Origin of the sequence: Mycobacterium palustre (assembly GCF_002101785.1) — a bacterium.
GTDB lineage: Bacteria > Actinomycetota > Actinomycetes > Mycobacteriales > Mycobacteriaceae > Mycobacterium > Mycobacterium palustre.
In genome coordinates, this window is sequence record NZ_LQPJ01000151.1 from 45,369 (window position 1) to 65,079 (window position 19,711).

The following is a 19,711-nucleotide window of genomic DNA, read 5'->3' on the forward strand; positions in this document are numbered from 1 at the left end:
CGGTGCGGTCCTCGGCGCTCAGGAGGCACGCCTCGCCAGGCCGATCGGGGGCGGTATCCGCTCGGCCGAAATCCGTTGCCGGAACACCCAATACGTCCACGCCTGGTACACCACCGTCAGTGGGGCCATGAAGGCCGTCACCCACGTCATGATCTTCAGGGTGTAGGGCGTCGACGAGGCGTTGTAGATCGTCACGCTCCACTGGTGGTTCAGCGTCGAGGGCACCAGGTTGGGATACAGCGCGCCGAACAACAGAACCACCACCGCCGCCACCACTACCGCGGTGCAGGCGAACGCCCAGCCGTCGGGTCCGCGCCGCCACACCAGCAGCACCGCGGCCAGCTGCGCCACCACCGCGACGCCGAGCGCCAGCCACGTCCAGTCCTTGCCGTGCGCCAGCTGCGTCCAAAGTCCAAATGCCGCAACGAGTCCGGTGGCCGGAAGGGACAACCACACCGCGAACCGGTGCGCGTCGTCGCGGATCGCGTCGGAGGTCTTCAGCGAGACGAACACCGCGCCGTAGAACAAGAACAGCCCGGCGGTGGCCAGACCGCCCAGCAGGGTGTAGGCGTTGAGTACGTCGGTGACCGAAAGGTGGACGCGGCCGGCGGCGTCCACCGGAAGCCCGCGGACCAGGATGGCGAACGCCACCCCCCACAGCACGGCGGGCAGCCACGACCCGGCGGCGATCCCGAGATCGGCCCAGCCGCGCCACTTGGTGTCGTCGACCTTGCCGCGCCATTCGATCGCCACGGCGCGCACGATCATGCCGAACAGGATGGCCAGCAGCGGCAGGTACAGGGTCGAGAACACGGTGGCATACCACCCGGGAAACGCGGCGAACATTGACGCGCCCGCGGTGATCAGCCAGACCTCGTTGCCGTCCCAGACCGGCCCGATGGTGTTGAGCGCGGTGCGGCGGTGCAGCTCGGGATCGCTTATGCCCGAACGATGCACGCGGGCGAACGGCTCCATGAGCATGCCGACGCCAAAGTCAAAGCCCTCGAGGATGAAGAAACCGAGGAACAGCATGCCGATGATGCCGAACCACAACTGTTGCAGTCCCACCGGTCAGCTCCTTTCCCGGACGGCCATTTCAGTACGCGAACGACAGCGGCGCGACCTCGGCGTCGCTGGGGTCGTGCGGGGCAGCCGGTTCCGCGTCGTGTTCTTGCGGCCCCTCGACGACGTAGCGCTTGAGCAACCAGAACCAGATCACGGCGAGCACGGCGTACACCAGGGTGAAGGTCACCAGCGAGGTGACGACCATCGCCGGCGTGTGGTCGGAGACGCCTTGGGCCACGGTCAGCCGAACCTGTTGGTCGCCGGTCGGGTTCGGCACGACAATCCATGGCTGGCGGCCCATTTCGGTGAACACCCAGCCCGCGCTGTTGGCCAGGAACGGCGTGGGAATCGTGAGCAGCGCCAGCCGGGAGAACCAGCGCTGATCGGGGATCCGGCCGCCGCGGGTGAGCCACAACGCGACCAGGGCGAACAGCACGGGCACCGCGAGCAGGCCGATCATCGCGCGGAACGACCAGTAGGTGACGAACAGGTTGGGCCGGTAATCGTTTGGCCCGAACCGCTGTTCGTCCTGCTGCTGAATGTTGCGCACGCCCTGCAACGTCACGCCGCTGAACAACGTCACGCCGCTGAACCGGCTCTCGGCCAGAAACGGCAGCACGTAGGGCACCTCGATGACGCGGGTGATGCTTTCGCAGTTGTTGTGCGTGCCGACGGTCAGGATGGAGAAGTCGGGGTCGGTTTCGGTGTCGCACAACGATTCCGCCGACGCCATCTTCATCGGTTGCTGAACGAACATCAGCTTGCCCTGGGTGTCGCCGGTGAAGAACAAACCGGCGGCGGCGATCAGCGCCACCCAACATCCCAGGATGGCCGCCGGGCGAAACATGGTCCGGGCCTCCGGGTTGGCCGCGGCGCTGTGGGAACGCACCAGCCACCACGCGCTGACGGCGGCGACGAACGTGCCGGCGGTCAGCAGCGACCCCGTCACCGCGTGCGAAAACGCGGCGCGCGCGGTGTTATTGCTCAGCAGGGCGCCGATGCTGGTCAACTCGGCGCGCCGGGTGGCGGGATTGAAGTGCGCGCCGACCGGGTGCTGCATGAACGAATTCGCCGCGATGATGAAGAACGCCGACGCGTTCACACCGATCGCGACGACCCAGATGCATGCCAGGTGCACCAGCCGCGGCAGCCGGCTCCAGCCGAAGATCCACAGGCCGATGAAGGTGGACTCGAAGAAGAACGCGGCCAGGCCTTCCATCGCGAGCGGCGCGCCGAAGATGTCGCCCACGAACCGCGAGTACTGGCTCCAGTTCATGCCGAACTGGAACTCCTGGACGATCCCGGTTGCCACGCCGATGGCGAAGTTGATCAGGAACAACTTGCCGAAAAACTTCGTGAGGCGATACCACGCGGCGTTGCCGGTGGCCACCCACACCGTCTGCATGACCGCGAGCAGGGGGGCCAGACCGATGGTCAGCGGCACGAAGATGAAGTGGTAGACGGTCGTTATACCGAACTGCCACCGCGAAATATCGACGACATTCATGTGTCATCTCCCAAACTGCGGCCGACTACGACACAGTGTAGTAGTCCGGCGGGGCCAGCGCTACGGCGTTTTGCGGACTAACGGGCCAGGTCTTTCGACGCCTTGCGGATGCGGAACGACGACACGATCTCGAAGACGCCGATGACGACGAACCAGACGCCGACCACGATCGCCAGGGTGACGATCGACGCGATCGGCGACGCCATGACGACGATGCCGGCGAGCAGGCTGATCACGCCGACGAAGATCGACCAGCCCCGGCCCGGCAGGGTCGGGTCGCTGATGGCCGACACCGTCGTGGCCACGCCGCGGAAGATGAAACCGACGCCAATCCAGATGGCCAGCAGCAGGACCGCGTTGCCGAAATGGCGAAAAGCTAACACGGCCAAAATGAGTGACGCCGCCCCGCTGATGAACAACAGGACCCGGCTGCCCGCCGAGACGTGCAGGCTGAACGCGAAGACGACCTGTGCGGCGCCGGTGATCAACAGGTAGACGCCGAACGCGATGGCCGCGGCCAGGACCGAAATGCCCGGCCACGCCAGGACGACAGCGCCGACGATCAGCGACAGGATTCCCGACGCCAGCGTGGATTTCCACAAGTGCGGCAACAGGCTTGGAACGGCGGTGGTCCCACTGGAGGTTGTCATGGCCGCAGTCTGGCACAAGCGACGTGGCCACAACAGGGTCTTTGGTCAGACGCGTGCCGTGCGCGGTTCGTCGGCGAGCACGGCGGCGGCGTCGTCGGCTGCCTTGCGCCCGATCAGGTACCAGGTGCGCATCGGGCCCTTGCCCTTGACCTCGATGTGACCACGCTCCTGCAGCACGAACTCGTCCTTGAGGCGTTCGTACATCGCCTCGGGCACCTGGATTCGTCCGACCGAATCGGTGGTTTCCATCCGCGACGCGACGTTGACCGCGTCCCCCCAGACGTCGTAGAAGAATCGGCGGGAACCGACCACGCCGGCGACCACCGGCCCGCACGCCATGCCCACCCGCAGCGAGACGGGGTGGCCGTGCGGATCTTTCGCTCTCGCGGCGACATCGGCCATGTCGAGCGCGAGGTCCGCCAGCGCGCGGGCGTGGTCGGGCCGCGGCCGCGGCACCCCGCTGACCACCATGTAGCAGTCGCCGCTGACTTTGATCTTTTCCAGGCCGTGCTGGTCGACGAGCTCATCAAAGGCGCCGTACAGCCGGTCGAGGAAGCGCACCAGGTCGGCCGGTGGTGTGCCGGTGGCCCGTTCGGTGAACCCGACGATGTCGGCGAACAGGACCGAGGCCTCGTCGTACTTGTCGGCGATGACGCTGCGGTCGGGCTCCTTGAGCCGCTCGGCGACGCTGGCGGGCAACATGTTGGCCAGCAGCGTTTCCGACCGTTCGTACTGCGCCTCCATGACGGCCTCGGCGCGCGCGGTGTCGCGCAGGGCGAACCAGACCGTCACGACGACCAACACGACGCTGGAGACCGTGGTGATGACGAAGCCCGCCGACTGCGCCCAGGCCGGCTGCAGGCCGGTGTTGCGCGGCACCAGGAATTCCACCGCGATGATCAGCCCGGCGGCCACGGCCGCCACCATCGACGCCAACACGATGTGTTCGATGCCGAGCAACAGGACCACCAGGCAGGCACCAACCAGGAAGAAGAACTGGGATCCCGAGCCCGTCCCCATGTCCACGCAGCTGGCGAACACCGAGGCATAGGCCGCGGCGAGGAAGGTGAGCGGGGCTACCAGTTCGCCGAACCGCTGCAACCACGGCACGAACGCGAAGACCATCGCGCCGACGACGTTGATCGAGCTGACCTGCCACATCCAGGATCCGCTGACGATTTGCACGAGCACGAAGATCGCGCTGACCGCCACGGCCAGCCACGCGGTGATGGTCAGGATTCGGGCTCGGCGGGCGGCGCTGGCCGCGTAGTGCTGGTTGCGGTCGCGGTCTTGCGCCCGTACCGCCGCTACGCAGTCCGGGCTTTTCGACGAGCCGGCCGTCTTGGGTGGGGCGCCGCACTTCTTAGCCGCCACATAGCGAGCGTAGCCGTTTCCGGCTCAGGGTGGGTTGCTGGCGAGCCAGTCGGATACGCGGTGTGGTGCCAGCGAGCCGTTGGGCATGATGTGCTGCACGGGGTGCCCGTCCCGGGTGGCCAGGTCGGCGATCATCCGCCGATGGCATCGCCACCAGGTGGGTTCGCCGCACATGACGGCCACGTCGGCCGTTTCGGCGTCGGCCAGCAGCCGCCGGTAGGCCGCCTGGAACGCGGGCGTGCGGGTATGGCCCGCGTAATTGGCGAAGGCCGCGTTCTCCCACCACCGATCGCTTGGCAGCGGGTCGGCCGGCGGCTTGCGCCGGCCACCGAGGTCCGGCTCGTGGCGGTAGGCGATCCCCGCGGCCCCCAGCCAGTCCGGCATCGCCTCTTTGGAGACGTCGGGGTTGCGCCGCGAGCCGGGGAAGCTGCGCACGTCCACGAGCAGCGTGACGCGGTGCCGGCGCAGGTCGTCGGTGAGTTCCTGGGCGGTCTTCGCGCCATGGCCGATGGTGAACAGCATGATCCGAGGGTGCCCTCGGTGGGATTCGAACCCACACTGGACGGGTTTTGAGTCCGTTTCCTCTGCCAGTTGGGATACGAGGGCTCGCAAGGAGGGGTCCGACCCCTACCTTAAAGCAGCCTCCCACCATAGATGATCGGCGCGGGCGCGGATTCTCACCGCCCCCGAGTTCGCTGGTCGCGGGCGTTCACGAGACAATGTCGGTCATGACAGGCCCCACGACCGACACCGACGCCGCTGTGCCGCGCCGGGTCCTGATCGCCGAAGACGAAGCCCTCATCCGCCTCGACCTGGCCGAGATGCTGCGCGAGGAGGGTTACGAAATCGTCGGCGAGGCCGGCGATGGCCAAGAGGCCGTCGAACTTGCCGAGCACCACAAGCCCGACCTGGTGATCATGGACGTGAAGATGCCGCGCCGCGACGGCATCGACGCGGCGTCGGAGATCGCCGCCAAACGCATCGCCCCGATCGTGGTGCTGACCGCGTTCAGCCAGCGCGACCTCGTCGAGCGTGCCCGGGACGCCGGGGCGATGGCCTACCTGGTGAAGCCGTTCACGATCAGCGACCTGATCCCGGCCATCGAGTTGGCGGTCAGCCGGTTCAGCGAGATCACCGAGCTGGAGCGCGAGGTGGCCACGCTGAACGACCGGCTGGAGACCCGCAAGCTCGTCGAGCGCGCCAAGGGCCTGCTGCAGGCCAAACAGGGCATGACCGAGCCCGAGGCGTTCAAGTGGATCCAGCGCGCCGCGATGGATCGGCGCACCACCATGAAGCGGGTGGCCGAGGTGGTGCTGGAAACCCTCGACACGCCGAAGGGCGACTCGGCCTAGCCGCGAGCGTGCGCGTCTGTGCGGCGACACGCCGCCAGACGCGTACAACTGCGCACGCTCGCGCGGGGCACGCGAGACCGCCTAGCGCGCGACGATCACCGACGAGCCGTGGCCGAACAGGCCCTGGTTGGCCGTCACGCCGACCGTGGCGTTCTCCACCTGCCGGCCGGTGGCCCGGCCGCGCAGCTGCCAGTTGAGCTCGCACACCTGGGCGATGGCCTGGGCGGGGATGGCCTCGCCGAAGCAGGCCAGCCCGCCCGACGGGTTGACCGGCACCTTGCCGCCGATGGTGGTCGCGCCGCTGCGCAGCAGCCCCTCGGCCTCGCCCTTGGCGCACAGCCCGAGGTGCTCGTACCAGTCGAGCTCCAGCGCGGTGGACAGGTCGTAAACCTCGGCGAGGCTGACGTCCTCGGGCCCGATGCCGGCCTCGGCGTAGGCCGCGTCGAGGATCTGGTCCTTGAACACGCGGTCAGGGGCGGGCACCGCGGCGGTGGAATCCGTTGCGATGTCGGGCAATTCGGGCAGGTGCTGCGGGTAGCGCGGGGTCACCGTGCTGACCGCGCGCACCGAGGGCACGCCGTCGAGGGAGCCGAGGTGCTTGCGGGCGAACTCGGCGCTGGCCACGATCAAGGCCGCCGCCCCGTCGGAGGTGGCGCAGATGTCGAGCTGCCGCAGCGGGTCGGCCACCACCGGGCTGGCCAACACGTCGTCGACCGAGGCCTCCTTGCGGTAGCGGGCGTTCGGGTTCTGCAGCCCGTGCCGGGAGTTCTTCACCTTCACCTGGGCGAAGTCCTCGGACGTCGCTCCGTAGAGGTCCATCCGGCGGCGCGCCAGCAGCGCGAAGTACACCGGGTTCATCGCGCCGATCAGGTGGAACCGCTGCCAGTCGGGGTCGTTCTTGCGCTCCCCGCCGACTGGAGCGAACGCGCCCTTCGGGGTGGTGTCGGCGCCGATCACCAGCGCGACGTCGCAGAAGCCGGCCAGGATGTGGGCGCGCGCGCTCTGCAGGGCCTGCGACCCGCTGGCGCAGGCGGCGTAGCTCGAGCTCACCGGCACGCCGTTCCAGCCGAGCTTCTGCGCGAACGTCGACCCGGCGATGAACCCCGGGTAGCCGTTGCGGATGGTGTCCGCGCCGGCGACCAGTTGGATCTGCTTCCAGTCCAGACCGGCCTCGGCCAGCGCGGCCCGGGCGGCGACCACCCCGTATTCGGTGAAGTCGCGGCCCCACTTGCCCCACGGGTGCATGCCGGCGCCGAGGATGTACAACGGCTCTGGGGTGCTCACGAGGCGCGCCTCCACGCGTGCACGATGCGCTCCACGCCGTCATCGTCGGTGAACAGCGGCATCGTGGTCAGCTCCATCTCCATGCCGACCTTCAAATCGGCGGCCAGCGTGCCCTCGACCACCTTGCCCAGCACGATCAGCCCCTCCTCGGCCAGCTCGACCGCGGCGATCGCGAACGGCTCGAACGGATCCGGGGCGGGGTAGGGCGGCGGTGGGGGATAACGGTTTTCGGTGTAGCTCCACAGCGTGCCGCGGGTGGACAGCGCGACGGGCGCCAGCGCGTCGCTGTCGCAGCCCGGGTTGGGGCAGTTGTTCTCGCGGGGCGGAAAGACGTAGGTGCCGCACTGCGGGCACTTGCTGCCGATCAGGTGCGGCACGCCGGCCTCGTCGGTGGCGAACCAACCCTCGATCGCGGGTTGTTGGCTGGTGACCTCAGGCACCCGCCCACACTACCAAGCGCTTGTTTGGGCGCGCCAGGGCTCGTCACACCGAGTGCCTAGAGTTGAAGCCGTGCCTGCCGCGCCCACCGCCACACCCGCCACCGCCCCGGAACACACCAAGCCGACGCTGATGCTGTTGGACGGCAATTCGCTGGCGTTCCGGGCGTTCTACGCGCTGCCCGCCGAGAACTTCAAGACCCGCGGCGGGCTGACCACCAACGCGGTGTACGGCTTCACCGCAATGCTGATCAACCTGCTGCGCGACGAGGCGCCGACGCACATCGCCGCCGCGTTCGACGTGTCGCGGCAGACGTTCCGCTCGGAGCGCTACCCGGAGTACAAGGCCAACCGGTCGTCGACGCCCGACGAGTTCCACGGCCAGATCGACATCACCAAGGAGGTGCTCAACGCGCTGGGCATCACCGTGCTCTCCGAGCCGGGGTTCGAGGCCGACGACCTGATCGCGACGCTGGCCACCCAGGCCGAGAACGAGGGTTACCGCGTGCTGGTGGTCACCGGGGACCGCGACGCGCTGCAGCTGGTCAGCGACGACGTGACCGTGCTGTACCCGCGCAAGGGTGTCAGCGAGCTGACCCGCTTCACCCCGGAGGCCGTCGTCGAAAAGTACGGGCTGACCCCCAAGCAGTACCCCGACTTCGCGGCGTTGCGCGGCGATCCCAGTGACAACCTGCCCGGCATCCCGGGGGTGGGGGAGAAGACGGCCGCCAAGTGGATCGCCGAATACGGCTCGCTGCAGGGGCTCGTCGACAACGTCGACGCGGTGCGCGGCAAGGTGGGCGACGCGCTGCGGGCGCACGTCGCCAGCGTGGTACTCAACCGCGACCTCACCGAACTGGTCAAAGACGTGCCGCTGGCGCAGACGCCGGACACGCTGCGGCTGCAGCCCTGGGACCGCGACCAGATCCACCGGCTGTTCGACGACCTCGAGTTCCGCGTGCTGCGGGACCGGCTGTTCGAGACCCTGGCCGCCGTCGAGCCCGAGGTCGACGAGGGCTTCGACGTGCGCGGGGGCGCGCTGGACCCCGGCACGGTCGGGCAGTGGCTGGCCGCGCACGCCGCCGACGGGCGCCGCGCCGGGCTGGCCGTCGCCGGCACGCACCTGCCGCACGGCGGGGACGCCACGGCGCTGGCCATCGCCGCGGCCGACGGCGACGGCGCGTACATCGACACCGCCACCCTGACCCCGGAGGACGACGCGGCGCTGGCGCAGTGGCTGGCCGATCCGGCGAAACCCAAAGCGCTGCACGAGGCCAAGCTCGCCATGCATGACGTGGCGGGCCGCGGGTGGACGCTGAACGGCGTCACCTCCGACACCGCGCTGGCGGCCTACCTGGTGCGGCCCGGGCAGCGCAGCTTCACCCTCGACGACCTGTCGCTGCGGTACTTGCGTCGCGAGCTGCGCGCGGAATCGCCTGAGCAGCAACAGCTTTCGCTGCTCGACGACATGGAGGGGGTGGACGAGCAGGCCGTCCAGACCTTGATCCTGCGCGCCCGCGCCGTGGTGGACCTGGCCGACGCGCTGGACGCCGAGTTGCAGCGCATCGACTCCAGCGCGCTGCTGGTGGAGATGGAACTGCCCGTCCAGCAGGCGCTGGCCAACATGGAAAGCGCCGGCATCGCGGTCGATTTGCAGCGGCTGAGCGAGCTGCAAAGCCAATTCGCCGACCAGATCCGCGACGCCGCCGAGGCCGCCTACGCCGTCATCGGCAAGCAGATCAACCTGGGCTCGCCCAAGCAGCTGCAGGTGGTGTTGTTCGACGAGCTCGGGATGCCCAAGACTAAGCGCACCAAGACCGGCTACACCACCGACGCCGACGCCCTGCAGTCGCTGTTCGACAAGACCGGGCACCCGTTCCTGCAGCACCTGCTGGCCCACCGCGACGTCACCCGGCTCAAGGTCACCGTCGACGGGCTGCTGAACTCGGTGGCCCCCGACGGCCGCATCCACACCACGTTCAACCAGACGATCGCGGCCACCGGCCGGCTGTCGTCGACCGAACCCAACCTGCAGAACATCCCGATCCGCACCGAGGAAGGCCGCCAGATCCGCGACGCGTTCGTCGTCGGCGACGGTTATGCCGAGCTGATGACCGCCGACTACAGCCAGATCGAGATGCGGATCATGGCGCACTTGTCCCGCGACGAGGGTCTCATCGAGGCGTTCAACACCGGCGAGGACCTGCACTCGTTCGTCGCCTCGCGGGCGTTCGGCGTGCCGATCGAGGAGGTCACCCCCGAGCTGCGGCGCCGGGTCAAGGCGATGTCCTACGGGCTGGCCTACGGGCTCAGCGCGTACGGGCTGGCCGCGCAGCTGAAGATCTCGACCGAAGAGGCGAAGGATCAGATGGACCAGTACTTCGCCCGGTTCGGCGGGGTGCGTGACTACCTGATGGCCGTCGTCGAACAGGCCCGCAAGGACGGCTACACCTCCACGGTCTTCGGCCGCCGCCGGTACCTGCCCGAGCTGGACAGCAGCAACCGCCAGGTCCGCGAGGCCGCCGAGCGGGCGGCGCTCAACGCGCCGATCCAGGGCAGCGCGGCCGACATCATCAAGGTCGCGATGATCGAGGTGGACAAGGCGCTCAAGGAGGCCAAGCTGGCGTCGCGGATGCTGCTGCAGGTCCACGACGAACTGTTGTTCGAAATCGCGCCGGGCGAGCGGGAGCGGGTCGAGGCGCTGGCGCGCGAGAAAATGGGCGGGGCCTACCCGCTCGACGTCCCGCTCGAGGTGTCGGTCGGCTACGGCCGCTCCTGGGACGCCGCCGCGCATTAGCGGCGATTTGGCACCCGGAATTCGCCGTGCCGTCACGTTTGAGTCAGATATGCACGCGGGGCGAGTTTGGCCAGCGTGTGCCCCGTCGAGTAGCCTCGATGGGTAAATCCCGAATTGTCCCTACGACCCAACCTGTCCGGAGCAACCCAACAACATGCCGAGTCCCACCGTCACCTCGCCGCAAGTAGCCGTCAACGACATAGGCTCGAGCGAGGACTTTCTCGCCGCCATCGATAAGACCATCAAATACTTCAACGATGGCGACATCGTGGAAGGCACCATTGTCAAAGTGGACCGGGACGAGGTGCTCCTCGACATCGGCTACAAGACCGAAGGGGTCATCCCCGCTCGCGAGCTCTCCATCAAGCACGACGTCGACCCCAACGAGGTCGTTTCCGTCGGTGACGTGGTCGAGGCCCTGGTCCTCACCAAGGAGGACAAAGAGGGCCGCCTGATCCTGTCCAAGAAGCGCGCCCAGTACGAGCGCGCTTGGGGCACCATCGAGGCGCTCAAGGAGAAGGACGAGGCCGTCAAGGGCACCGTCATCGAGGTCGTCAAGGGCGGCCTGATCCTCGACATTGGGCTGCGCGGCTTTTTGCCCGCCTCGCTGGTCGAGATGCGCCGTGTGCGGGATCTGCAGCCGTACATCGGCAAGGAGATCGAGGCCAAGATCATCGAGCTGGACAAGAACCGCAACAACGTGGTGCTGTCGCGGCGCGCCTGGCTGGAGCAGACCCAGTCCGAGGTGCGCAGCGAGTTCCTCAATCAGCTGCAGAAGGGCACCATCCGCAAGGGCGTGGTGTCGTCGATCGTCAACTTCGGCGCGTTCGTCGACCTGGGCGGTGTGGACGGCCTGGTGCACGTCTCCGAGCTGTCCTGGAAGCACATCGACCACCCGTCCGAGGTGGTCCAGGTCGGCGACGAGGTCACCGTCGAGGTGCTCGACGTCGACATGGACCGCGAGCGGGTTTCGTTGTCGCTCAAGGCGACCCAGGAAGACCCGTGGCGGCACTTCGCCCGCACCCATGCGATCGGCCAGATCGTGCCCGGCAAGGTCACCAAGCTGGTTCCGTTCGGCGCGTTCGTGCGCGTCGAGGAGGGCATCGAGGGCCTGGTGCACATCTCCGAGCTGGCCGAGCGCCACGTCGAGGTGCCCGACCAGGTGGTCGCGGTCGGCGACGACGCGATGGTCAAGGTCATCGACATCGACCTGGAGCGCCGCCGAATCTCGTTGTCGCTCAAGCAGGCCAACGAGGACTACACCGAGGAGTTCGACCCGGCGAAGTACGGCATGGCCGACAGCTACGACGAGCAGGGCAACTACATCTTCCCCGAGGGCTTCGACCCCGAGACCAACGAATGGTTGGAAGGCTTCGAAAAGCAGCGCGCCGAATGGGAGGCCCGCTACGCCGAGGCCGAGCGCCGGCACAAGATGCACACCGCCCAGATGGAGAAGTTCGCCGCGGCGGAGGCGGCCGGGCACGGCGGCGGCGAGCAGTCGTCGGGCAACGGCGGCGCGCGCGACGAAAAGGCGGCCGGCGGGTCGCTGGCCAGCGACGCCCAATTGGCCGCTCTGCGGGAGAAACTCGCCGGCAACGCCTAGTCTTTGATGCTGCGTATCGGGCTGACCGGTGGCATCGGTGCCGGCAAGTCCGCGCTGTCGGCCACCTTCGCGAAGCGTGGCGGGATCATCGTCGACGGCGACGTCATCGCGCGCGAGGTGGTCGAGCCGGGCACCGAGGGGCTGGCGGCGCTGGTCGAGGCGTTCGGCGGGGACATCCTGCAGCCGGACGGATCGCTGGACCGTCCGGCCTTGGCCGCCAAGGCGTTTCGGGATGACGACGCTCGCAAGAAGCTGAACGGGATCGTCCATCCTTTGGTGGGCAAGCGCCGCGCCGAGATCATCGCGTCGGTTGCCGAGGATTCCGTCGTGGTCGAAGACATTCCGCTGCTCGTGGAATCCGGGATGGCGCCGCTGTTCCCGTTGGTCGTCGTGGTGCACGCCGACGTCGAGGTGCGGGTGCGCCGCCTGGTCGAGCAGCGCGGCATGCCCGAAGAGGACGCCCGCGCCAGGATCGCGGCGCAGGCCACCGACGAGCAGCGCCGGGCCGTCGCCGACGTGTGGGTGGACAACTCGGGCCGCCCCGAGGAGTTGGCGCAGCGGGCAAATGACTTGTGGGACAACCGGATCCTTCCGTTCGCCCACAACTTGAGCGCACGCGAGATCGCCCCGGCGCCGGCGCGGCTGGTGCCACCCGACCCCAGTTGGCCGGACCAGGCGCGCCGGATCGCGGACCGCCTTCGGACCGCGTGCGGTCACCGGGCGCTGCGCGTCGACCACATCGGCTCGACCGCCCTTTCCGGGTGTCCGGACTTCGCCGCCAAGGACGTCATCGACATGCAGATCACCGTCGAATCCCTTGCGGTCGCCGACGACCTCGTCGAGCCGCTGTTGGCGGCCGGCTACCCCCGCATTGGGCACATCGCCGAGGACGTCGCCAAGACGGACGCCCGCAGCACCGTGGCAGAATTCAACCACGGCGGCGATCCGAGCTTGTGGCACAAGCGAATTCACGCCTCGGCGGATCCGGGCCGGCCGACCAACGTGCACATCCGGGTGGACGGCTGGCCCAATCAGCAGTTCGCGCTGCTGTTCGTCGGCTGGCTCGCGGCCAACCCCGACGCCCGCGCCGACTACCTGGCCGTCAAGCGCGAGGCCGAACGCGGCGCGGCCGGCGACACCGCGGCCTATGCGGCCGCCAAGGAGCCGTGGTTTTCCGCCGCCTACCGGCGGGCGTGGGAGTGGGCCGATTCGGCGGGGTGGCGGCCCTAGGCGCGCCTAGGGCAACGGCGCTCCGCATTGCAGCGCACCGTTATTGGGATCGGAGTTGCCCAGCGCCGGCCTGACCATTTGGTCGGTCTGGGTGAAAACGTTGTCGTCGACGTCGATCTCGCAATGCACGTTCGCCGCGTACGGGAAGCGAAGCACGATCCGGAGGCCGGCCTGCTGCGGGTCGGGCAACACGGTGTTGGCCTCGAACGCGTTGCCCGGCATCGAGGGAAGGGCGGCGGTGTTGGTCTGCCCGCCGGTGATGACGAAGGTGGCCTGGCTGCCGGTGGTCAGCGCGTCGATGCGGGCGCGGTAGGTGACGTTGTGGAGGTCCGCGCGCGCCGTGGCCGGGCTTAGCTGAGAGCCGGCCGCGAGGGCTATCAAGGCGGCGATCGGTATCCACCTGTGGTTGCTGGGACTCATAATACGAACGTTACTCGGTTTGATTGCCCGGCTCCTCAACGTTCCGCAAGCGGACCGCATTGTCGCCGGGCTGGGTTTGATTGCCCGGCTCCTCAACGTTCCGCAAGCGGACCGCATCGTCGCCAGGCTGGGTTTGATTGCCCGGCTCCTCAACGTTCTGCAGGCGGACCGCATCGTCGCCGGGCTAGGTTTGGCAGCGCGGGCACCACCACGACGTCCGCCCGCCCACCCGGGCCCGGGCGAGGCCGGCGCCGCAGCGCGGGCAGTGCGGGTCGGGCCCGTCACGCACCCCGGTGAGCCAGCGCGGCAGGCCGGGCACCCGGCCGTGCCGCACCGAGGTGCGCAGCACCTGGGTCATCGCGGTGTGCAGGCGCTTGACGTCGTCGGCGTCCAGGTCGGCGACGGGGCGGGCCGGCGCGATCCGCGCGCGCCAACAGATCTCGTCGGTGAGCAGGTTGCCCAGGCCGGCGATCACGGACTGGTCCATCAGCGTGGGTTTCAGCCGGCCGCGGCGCCCCGCCAGCGCCTCGCGGAACCGCGGCAGGCCGAGGCCCAGCGCGTCGGGGCCCTGCGGGCCCGTCACGTGCACGACGTCGTCGGCGGAATCGGCCAGCCACACCCCGCGCAGCTTGCGGAGGTCGGCGTAGCGCAGCTCGCCCCGATCCAGCGACAGCACCAGCCGCTCGTAGCCCACGGGCTCGGCGCCGTCGGCGGCGTAGTAGGGCCGGCCCGTCATGCCGCTGTGGATCAACAGCGCCGGGCCGTCGGTGGGCAGGATCAGCCACTTGCCGTGGCGGCGCGGGGAATCGAATCGCCTGCCCTCGAGCCGGCGCGCGAGCGCGCGCGGGGTGGTGTTGCGCAGGATGCCGGCGTCGCGGACCTGCACGCGCCGAATCCGCCTGCCCGGCAAGGCGTCGGCCAGCGCCCGCCGAAACCCCTCGACGTCGGGCAGTTCAGGCACGAAGCTTTGCCAGCCGCCGCGTCGGACCGGCCAGCGACCGGGCGTGCCGGTACATGTCGGCCCACGGATCCGGTTGCCCGGCAAGCCGTTTGGTCATGTCGCGGATGGTGAAGCGGTCGGCTCGCAGGCCGCGGGCGTCCAGTTCGTCCCACTCCAGCGGCGTCGCGACCGGCGCGCCCGCGCGGGCCCGGACCGAATACGGGGCGACCGCGGTCTGCGCGTAGGCGTTTCGCATGACATCGAGATACACCCGGCCGCCCCGCTTGTCCTTGCGGGCCTCCACCGTGCGGTGCGCCGCGTCGTCGGCCGCGACCACCTCGGCGACGTCGCGGGCGAACTGGCGGACGGTGTCGAAATCGGCCTCGGGGCGCAGCGGCGCCACGACGTGCAGCCCGCGCGACCCGGTGGTCTGCAGGTACCGCGCGAGGCCGAGGTCGTCGAGCACCGCGGCGAACGCACGGGCGGTTTCCTTCACCACGGCGAAGTCGCTGTCGGAGGGGTCGAGGTCGAAGACCAGCCGATCGGGGTTGTGCGGCCGGTTTTTCCGCGACTGCCACACGTGCAGCGTGACGCAGTTCTGGTTGGCGAGCCAGCGCAACGCTTGGCGGCTTTCGGCCACCGGATGGACCACGGTGCCGCCGTCCTTGTCGACCTCGACGCGGTCGATCCAGTCCGGCAGCGAATCGGCGAAACCCTGTTGCAGGAAGCCGTTTTCGCCGATGCCGCGGGGGAACCGCTGCGCGTTCAGGGCCCTGCCCTTCAGGTGCGGAAGCATGGCGTCGGCCACCTCGCCGTAGTAGTCGACGAGCTCTTTCTTGGTGATGCCCGAATCGGGGAACATCACCCGGTCGGGGTGGGTGACCACGACGTCGGCGCGGGCCATCAGCGGGTCTCCCGCACCACGTCGCGGGCGTCCTTGTCGGTGCGCAGGCCGAGGTAGCGCGGGTGGCGCAGCCTGCCGTCACGGGTCCATTCCGTGAACCCGATCTGCACCACCAGTTCCGGCCGCACCCAGCGGGCGCCGTTCTCGCGCACCAGGCCCCGGGTGAAGGGGGCCGCGTCCTGCTCGAGCGCCGACAGCCGCTTGTGCAGGCGGCGCAGGGTGTCCTCGTCGAAGCCGGTGCCCACCTTGCCGGCGTAGACCAGGTCGCGCCCGTCGTGGTAGCCGAGCAGCAACGCGCCCAACTCGATCCGGCTGCCCTTGGGCGCGGTGTAGCCGCCGACCACGAATTCCTGGTCGCGCACGCATTTGAACTTGAGCCAATGCGGCGACCGGCGGCCGTCGTATTTGGAGTCGGCCAGCTTGGCGATCACGCCCTCGTCGCCGCGCTCGCACGCCGCCCGGTAGGCCGCGATGCCGTCCTGCACCCGGTGGGTGGTGAAGCGCAGCGGATCCTCAAACTCGATTGCCTTGCGCAGCAGCCTTTTACGCCACAGCAGTGGCACGTCGGTGGTCGATTTGCCGTCGAGATGCAGCAGGTCGAAGACGTAGTAGAACACCCGGATCGGCGACGCCCGGGCCACATCGGGGTCGGTGATGCCCAGCCGGCCCTGCAGCCGCGCGAAGCTCGTGCGGCGCCCCTCGAAGGCCACCACCTCACCGTCGAGGACGAACCGCGTGGCGTGCTGGGCGGCGAGCGCGTCGACGATCTCGGGGTAGGTCCCGTTGAGCGACAGGCGATTTCGCGACAGCAGCCGCACCCGGTCGCCGTCGCGGAACGCCAGGCAGCGCATGCCGTCGAATTTGCGCTCGAAGATCCAGTCGGGATCGGAAAACCGCTTGTCGGTCAGCGTGGCCAGCGTGGGGGAGCGCCAATCGGGCACCGGCTCGTCGCGCAGCGCGGCGCGCACCGGACCCGGCAGGCTGGACAGGCCCGTCATGGCAACCCGCACAGCTCGTCCTGCGTGTCGCCGTCGGGCAGCTGCTCACGGCGCGCGTCGGCATCGCCCTTGCGTTTGATCAGCAGCCACGTTTCGTCCGGTCCATCCCACACCCGGGTGAGCGAGTAGCCGCCGCTCACCTGCTTGCCGTGCAGCCGGAACGAAAGATGCCCGCGCTTGAGGCCGTCGGTCATGTCGTGGGGGGACGCGTTGGTGTAGGTGCCGGTCTCGCCGACGATCACGTCGTCGGGCGCGACGTCCAGCGGGCAATCGGCGAGGCGCCGGGCGATCCGGCTGCCCTCGCGCAGCGCCCAGCACACCAGGACACCGCCGATCTCGAGGCCGAACTCGCAGTGGTCAGCGTCGGCAGCCCGGCGCCGGACGACGAAACGGGGGTCGCCGCCGCGCCGCCGCCTGCGCCGGTACTCGCTCAAGCGCATCCCGAAGGGATACCCGCCCGTCACGTGCGGAAACGCGGCCGCGGGCCGCACGGGACCGCTACCCGCCGCGCCAGGACAGCTCCATGCCGTGGGTCGCCAGCCACCGCGAGAGGTCGTAGCCGTGGCGGGCCAGGCCGTCGATCGCCGCCACCGCGCGCCGCACCGCCCGCTCGGCGACCTGCGGTGCCAGCAGGCCGTCGCGCACCGCGGCCAGCAGCTCGTCGACGTCGGCAAGCGCCGCCCCCGCTCCGGTGCGGACCACGATGTCGAGGTAGTGGTCCTCCGAACGCCACGCGCCCGGGCCCGGCGTGTATTCGCCCACGTCGAGGTAGTAGTCCTGGTCGCGTTCGTGCCCCGGGTTGAAGTGAAAGACGGTGGCGCGCAAGCCCAGTGACGGCAGCAGCCACGACTCCAGGTAGTGGAACTGGGCCCGGCCCGGCGTGGGCCGCGCGACGTAGAGGCCCCACGGCCGCACGACGTACTCGTCGACGGCCCGCACGATGCCCTTCGGATCGGTGTTGGTGCGGGCGGCCAGGTCGAACGTCTCGTGCTTGGGCGGATGAATGGTGCCACCCTAGCGGCGCAACCTGATTTTCCAGCGCACGAACCCGGCGTAGAACACCGACAGCGCCGCCAGCATGCCGATGTCGAGCAGCCACACCGTCGACGTGTGCCGCCAGAACCGGTCCTGGGACACCAGCGAACCGGGCACCAGGTTCCGCAGATCCACCGTCGCCGACGCCGCGGCGTACCCCCAGCGTGCCGGCATCGCGAAGGACAGCTGGTCGAGGCCGAGCCGACCGGTCACCGGGACCATCCCGCCGCACAGCACCAACTGCGCCATCACGGTCACCACGAACAGCGGCATGATCTGCTCGCTGGACCGGACCAGCGACGAAATGGCCAGACCGAGGATGGCCGAGGCGACGCACGTCGCGGCGACGGTCAGGAAGAGCTCTACCGTGGCGCCGATAGTCGAATGGCCGAGCAGGACGCCGCCATGGGTCGGAGCGCTCTTACCGATCACCACGATCGCGGTGATGATCGCCGACTGCAGAATCGCGAAGCCGCAGAACACCGCGGTCTTGGCGAGCAGGTAGGCCGACGTCGACAGCCCGACCGCCTGCTCGCGCTGGAAGATGGCGCGCTCGCCGACCAGGTCACGGATGGTCAGCGCGGTGCCCATGAACGCCGCGGCGGGCAGCAGCAGGGCGAGAATCTGCGCGGCTTCGTCGGGGGTTCCGGCGTTCGGCCCCGGTGCGTGGAAGCCGTTGTTTCCCGGAACCGTCAGCGACAGCGAGCCCAGGATGAACGGCAACAGCGCCAGGAAGATGAAGTACGCGCGGTCGGCCACCACCAGGCGGACCTGGCGCCGCGCGACGGTCGAGATCTGGCGCCGGACGCTGGTGTGGACCGGCTGGCCCAGATCACCCGGCTCGTCCGTCTTGTCCGGCACCAGTCTTTGGGGCCGCTTCTGGGCCTCGGCCCGCTCGAGGAAGCGCCGGTTGGCCTCGTCGGGGTCGGCGCCCACCTTGGTGAAGATCTTGGCCCAGTTGCTGGTGCCCATCGCGTCGCCGATCTGATCGGGCGGGCCGCAGTAGGCGGTCTTGCCGCCCGGGGCCACCAGCAGCAGCTGGTCGCAGACGTCGAGGTAGGACAGCATGTGCGTCACGACGATCACCACGCGGCCGGCGTCGGCCAGCTGGCGCAGCATCGTCATGACCTGGTGGTCCAGGGCGGGGTCGAGGCCCGACGTCGGCTCGTCGAGGATCAGCAGCGACGGCCCGGTCAGCAGCTCCAGCGCGACCGAGGCGCGCTTGCGCTGGCCGCCGGAGAGCTTGTCGACGCGGGTGTCGGCGTGCTTGGTCAGGTCGAGTTCCTCGAGCACCTGGGCGACCACCTTGGCGCGGTCGGCCTTGGTGGTGTCGGGCGGCAGCCGCAGCTCGGCGGCGTACCCGAGCGCCTGGTTGACGGTCAGCTGCCGGTGCACCACGTCGTCCTGCGGGACCATGCCGATCCGGCTGCGCAGCGAGGCGTACTCGGCGTGGATGTCGTGGCCCTCGAAGGTGACCGAACCGGAGCTGGGGCTGGTGTAGCCGGCGATCAGTCTGGCCAGCGTGCTCTTGCCGGCGCCCGATCCGCCGATCACGGCGGTCAGCGTGCCGGGGCGGGCGGTCAGCGAGATGTTGTCCAGCAGCTGCTTGCCGTTTTCGACGACGTACTTGACGTTGCGCACCTCCAGGCCGCCGGTGCGCGTGGCGGCGTCGCTCCGCTTGGTCAGCGTGCCGTCGCGGAACACCAGGTCGACGTTGCCGATGGTGACCACGTCGTCATCGCTCAGGATCGCTGACCCGACCCGGGTGCCGTTGACGAACGTCCCGTTGACGCTGTTGTCCCGGATTTCCAGGCCCAGCGGCGTGGGCACCAGCGTGGCGTGGTGACGCGAGGCCAGCACGTCGGAGACGACGATGTCGTTCTCGGCCGCGCGGCCGATCGTCTTGGCGCCGGCCGTGCCGGCGGCCGACGACGCGCGCGGCGACAGCAGCTTCACGAAGCGCGTCGCGAGGTTCGAGACGTCGGCCGTCTTGGCGTCGATCACGGTCGACTCCGCCGGCGGCGTCGCGTCCGCCCGGGCCGGCGCGGCCTCTGGCGGGGCCACCTTCGCCGCGTGCACCACGGTCAGCGGGTCGGGCGGGGCGGGCCGCAGCGC

The 19,711-nt window shown here is 69.3% G+C and carries 18 protein-coding genes and 1 tRNA gene; 4 read left to right on the plus strand and 15 right to left on the minus strand.

The genetic code is table 11. The annotated features are described in order from the left end of the window. Positions 1 to 18 precede the first annotated feature (18 nt). The 6 genes from cydB to AWC19_RS27085 all read right to left on the minus strand — a co-directional run bounded on the left by cydB (position 19) and on the right by AWC19_RS27085 (position 5,202). The gene (cydB, locus tag AWC19_RS27060; RefSeq protein ID WP_085081149.1) at positions 19 to 1,068 is read right to left on the minus strand and encodes a cytochrome d ubiquinol oxidase subunit II; all 1,050 of its coding nucleotides are present in this window, start codon (positions 1,066 to 1,068) and stop codon (positions 19 to 21) included. Positions 1,069 to 1,096: 28 nt separating this feature from the next. After that, positions 1,097 to 2,572, minus strand: coding sequence for a cytochrome ubiquinol oxidase subunit I (locus AWC19_RS27065; RefSeq protein ID WP_085081150.1), 1,476 nt, complete (start codon positions 2,570 to 2,572; stop codon positions 1,097 to 1,099). Between the two features lie 77 nt (positions 2,573 to 2,649). After that, positions 2,650 to 3,240 carry an HdeD family acid-resistance protein gene (locus AWC19_RS27070; RefSeq protein WP_372508703.1) on the minus strand — a complete coding sequence of 197 codons (591 nt, stop codon included), beginning with the start codon at positions 3,238 to 3,240 and terminating at the stop codon, positions 2,650 to 2,652. A 27-nt stretch (positions 3,241 to 3,267) separates the two neighbouring features. Next, a complete protein-coding gene (locus AWC19_RS27075; RefSeq protein ID WP_085081151.1) occupies positions 3,268 to 4,596 on the minus strand; it encodes an adenylate/guanylate cyclase domain-containing protein in 1,329 nt (442 codons plus the stop codon). Positions 4,597 to 4,620: 24 nt separating this feature from the next. Further along, positions 4,621 to 5,118 (minus strand): DUF488 domain-containing protein, encoded by a 498-nt coding sequence (locus AWC19_RS27080; protein ID WP_085081152.1) that lies wholly within the window; start codon positions 5,116 to 5,118, stop codon positions 4,621 to 4,623. Positions 5,119 to 5,128: 10 nt separating this feature from the next. Next, positions 5,129 to 5,202 (minus strand) — tRNA-Leu (locus AWC19_RS27085). 122 nt (positions 5,203 to 5,324) lie between these two features. On the opposite strand from AWC19_RS27085, the gene AWC19_RS27090 reads away from it, so the two are divergent. Beyond that, the gene (locus AWC19_RS27090; protein ID WP_085081169.1) at positions 5,325 to 5,948 is read left to right on the plus strand and encodes an ANTAR domain-containing response regulator; all 624 of its coding nucleotides are present in this window, start codon (positions 5,325 to 5,327) and stop codon (positions 5,946 to 5,948) included. Between the two features lie 81 nt (positions 5,949 to 6,029). Here AWC19_RS27090 and AWC19_RS27095 read toward each other — a convergent pair whose 3' ends face one another. Continuing rightward, entirely contained in the window at positions 6,030 to 7,232 is a 1,203-nt protein-coding gene (locus AWC19_RS27095; protein ID WP_085081168.1) for a lipid-transfer protein, read from the minus strand. Beyond that, entirely contained in the window at positions 7,229 to 7,672 is a 444-nt protein-coding gene (locus AWC19_RS27100; protein WP_085081153.1) for a Zn-ribbon domain-containing OB-fold protein, read from the minus strand. Before AWC19_RS27100 ends, AWC19_RS27095 begins: the two co-directional genes overlap by 4 nt. Before the next feature lie 130 nt (positions 7,673 to 7,802). Between AWC19_RS27100 and polA the strand changes: the two genes are divergently transcribed. The 3 genes from polA (at position 7,803) to coaE (ending at position 13,299) form a co-directional block, all read left to right on the plus strand. After that, the gene (gene polA / locus AWC19_RS27105; protein WP_142281446.1) at positions 7,803 to 10,466 is read left to right on the plus strand and encodes a DNA polymerase I; all 2,664 of its coding nucleotides are present in this window, start codon (positions 7,803 to 7,805) and stop codon (positions 10,464 to 10,466) included. A gap of 154 nt (positions 10,467 to 10,620) precedes the next feature. After that, entirely contained in the window at positions 10,621 to 12,069 is a 1,449-nt protein-coding gene (gene rpsA, locus AWC19_RS27110; RefSeq protein WP_085081155.1) for a 30S ribosomal protein S1, read from the plus strand. A 6-nt stretch (positions 12,070 to 12,075) separates the two neighbouring features. After that, entirely contained in the window at positions 12,076 to 13,299 is a 1,224-nt protein-coding gene (coaE, locus tag AWC19_RS27115; protein ID WP_085081156.1) for a dephospho-CoA kinase, read from the plus strand. A gap of 6 nt (positions 13,300 to 13,305) precedes the next feature. Here coaE and AWC19_RS27120 read toward each other — a convergent pair whose 3' ends face one another. The 7 genes from AWC19_RS27120 to AWC19_RS27155 form a co-directional block, all read right to left on the minus strand. Further along, positions 13,306 to 13,719: a hypothetical protein gene (locus AWC19_RS27120; RefSeq protein ID WP_085081157.1), complete on the minus strand. Its 414-nt coding sequence runs from the start codon at positions 13,717 to 13,719 to the stop codon at positions 13,306 to 13,308. Between the two features lie 184 nt (positions 13,720 to 13,903). Next, on the minus strand, positions 13,904 to 14,680 hold the full coding sequence (locus tag AWC19_RS27130; RefSeq protein ID WP_085081159.1) for an Fpg/Nei family DNA glycosylase: 777 nt from the start codon (positions 14,678 to 14,680) through the stop codon (positions 13,904 to 13,906). Beyond that, entirely contained in the window at positions 14,673 to 15,563 is an 891-nt protein-coding gene (gene ligD, locus AWC19_RS27135) for a non-homologous end-joining DNA ligase (protein ID WP_085081160.1), read from the minus strand. The genes AWC19_RS27130 and ligD (AWC19_RS27135) overlap by 8 nt, the downstream gene beginning before the upstream one ends. Continuing rightward, positions 15,563 to 16,561 (minus strand): non-homologous end-joining DNA ligase, encoded by a 999-nt coding sequence (gene ligD / locus AWC19_RS27140; protein WP_085081161.1) that lies wholly within the window; start codon positions 16,559 to 16,561, stop codon positions 15,563 to 15,565. Before ligD (AWC19_RS27140) ends, ligD (AWC19_RS27135) begins: the two co-directional genes overlap by 1 nt. Further along, the gene (locus tag AWC19_RS27145; protein WP_142281444.1) at positions 16,558 to 17,001 is read right to left on the minus strand and encodes a DNA ligase; all 444 of its coding nucleotides are present in this window, start codon (positions 16,999 to 17,001) and stop codon (positions 16,558 to 16,560) included. The genes ligD (AWC19_RS27140) and AWC19_RS27145 overlap by 4 nt, the downstream gene beginning before the upstream one ends. A gap of 58 nt (positions 17,002 to 17,059) precedes the next feature. Beyond that, positions 17,060 to 17,500 (minus strand): ribonuclease FAU-1 family protein, encoded by a 441-nt coding sequence (locus AWC19_RS27150; RefSeq protein ID WP_085081162.1) that lies wholly within the window; start codon positions 17,498 to 17,500, stop codon positions 17,060 to 17,062. Between the two features lie 75 nt (positions 17,501 to 17,575). Beyond that, positions 17,576 to 19,711, minus strand: a 2,136-nt coding sequence (locus AWC19_RS27155; protein ID WP_211285012.1) for an ATP-binding cassette domain-containing protein, incomplete at its 5' end; no start/stop codon positions are given.

Bases quoted from the DNA above. Each gene is read 5' to 3' on its own strand.
- AWC19_RS27080 (WP_085081152.1), bottom strand. From the start codon at position 5,118: ATGCTGTTCACCATCGGCCATGGCGCGAAGACCGCCCAGGAACTCACC.
- AWC19_RS27145 (WP_142281444.1), bottom strand. From the start codon at position 17,001: ATGCGCTTGAGCGAGTACCGGCGCAGGCGGCGGCGCGGCGGCGACCCC.
- AWC19_RS27065 (WP_085081150.1), bottom strand. From the start codon at position 2,572: ATGAATGTCGTCGATATTTCGCGGTGGCAGTTCGGTATAACGACCGTC.
- rpsA (WP_085081155.1), top strand. From the start codon at position 10,621: ATGCCGAGTCCCACCGTCACCTCGCCGCAAGTAGCCGTCAACGACATA.
- coaE (WP_085081156.1), top strand. From the start codon at position 12,076: ATGCTGCGTATCGGGCTGACCGGTGGCATCGGTGCCGGCAAGTCCGCG.
- ligD (WP_085081161.1), bottom strand. From the start codon at position 16,561: ATGACGGGCCTGTCCAGCCTGCCGGGTCCGGTGCGCGCCGCGCTGCGC.
- ligD (WP_085081160.1), bottom strand. From the start codon at position 15,563: ATGGCCCGCGCCGACGTCGTGGTCACCCACCCCGACCGGGTGATGTTC.
- AWC19_RS27120 (WP_085081157.1), bottom strand. From the start codon at position 13,719: ATGAGTCCCAGCAACCACAGGTGGATACCGATCGCCGCCTTGATAGCC.
- AWC19_RS27090 (WP_085081169.1), top strand. From the start codon at position 5,325: ATGACAGGCCCCACGACCGACACCGACGCCGCTGTGCCGCGCCGGGTC.
- polA (WP_142281446.1), top strand. From the start codon at position 7,803: ATGCTGTTGGACGGCAATTCGCTGGCGTTCCGGGCGTTCTACGCGCTG.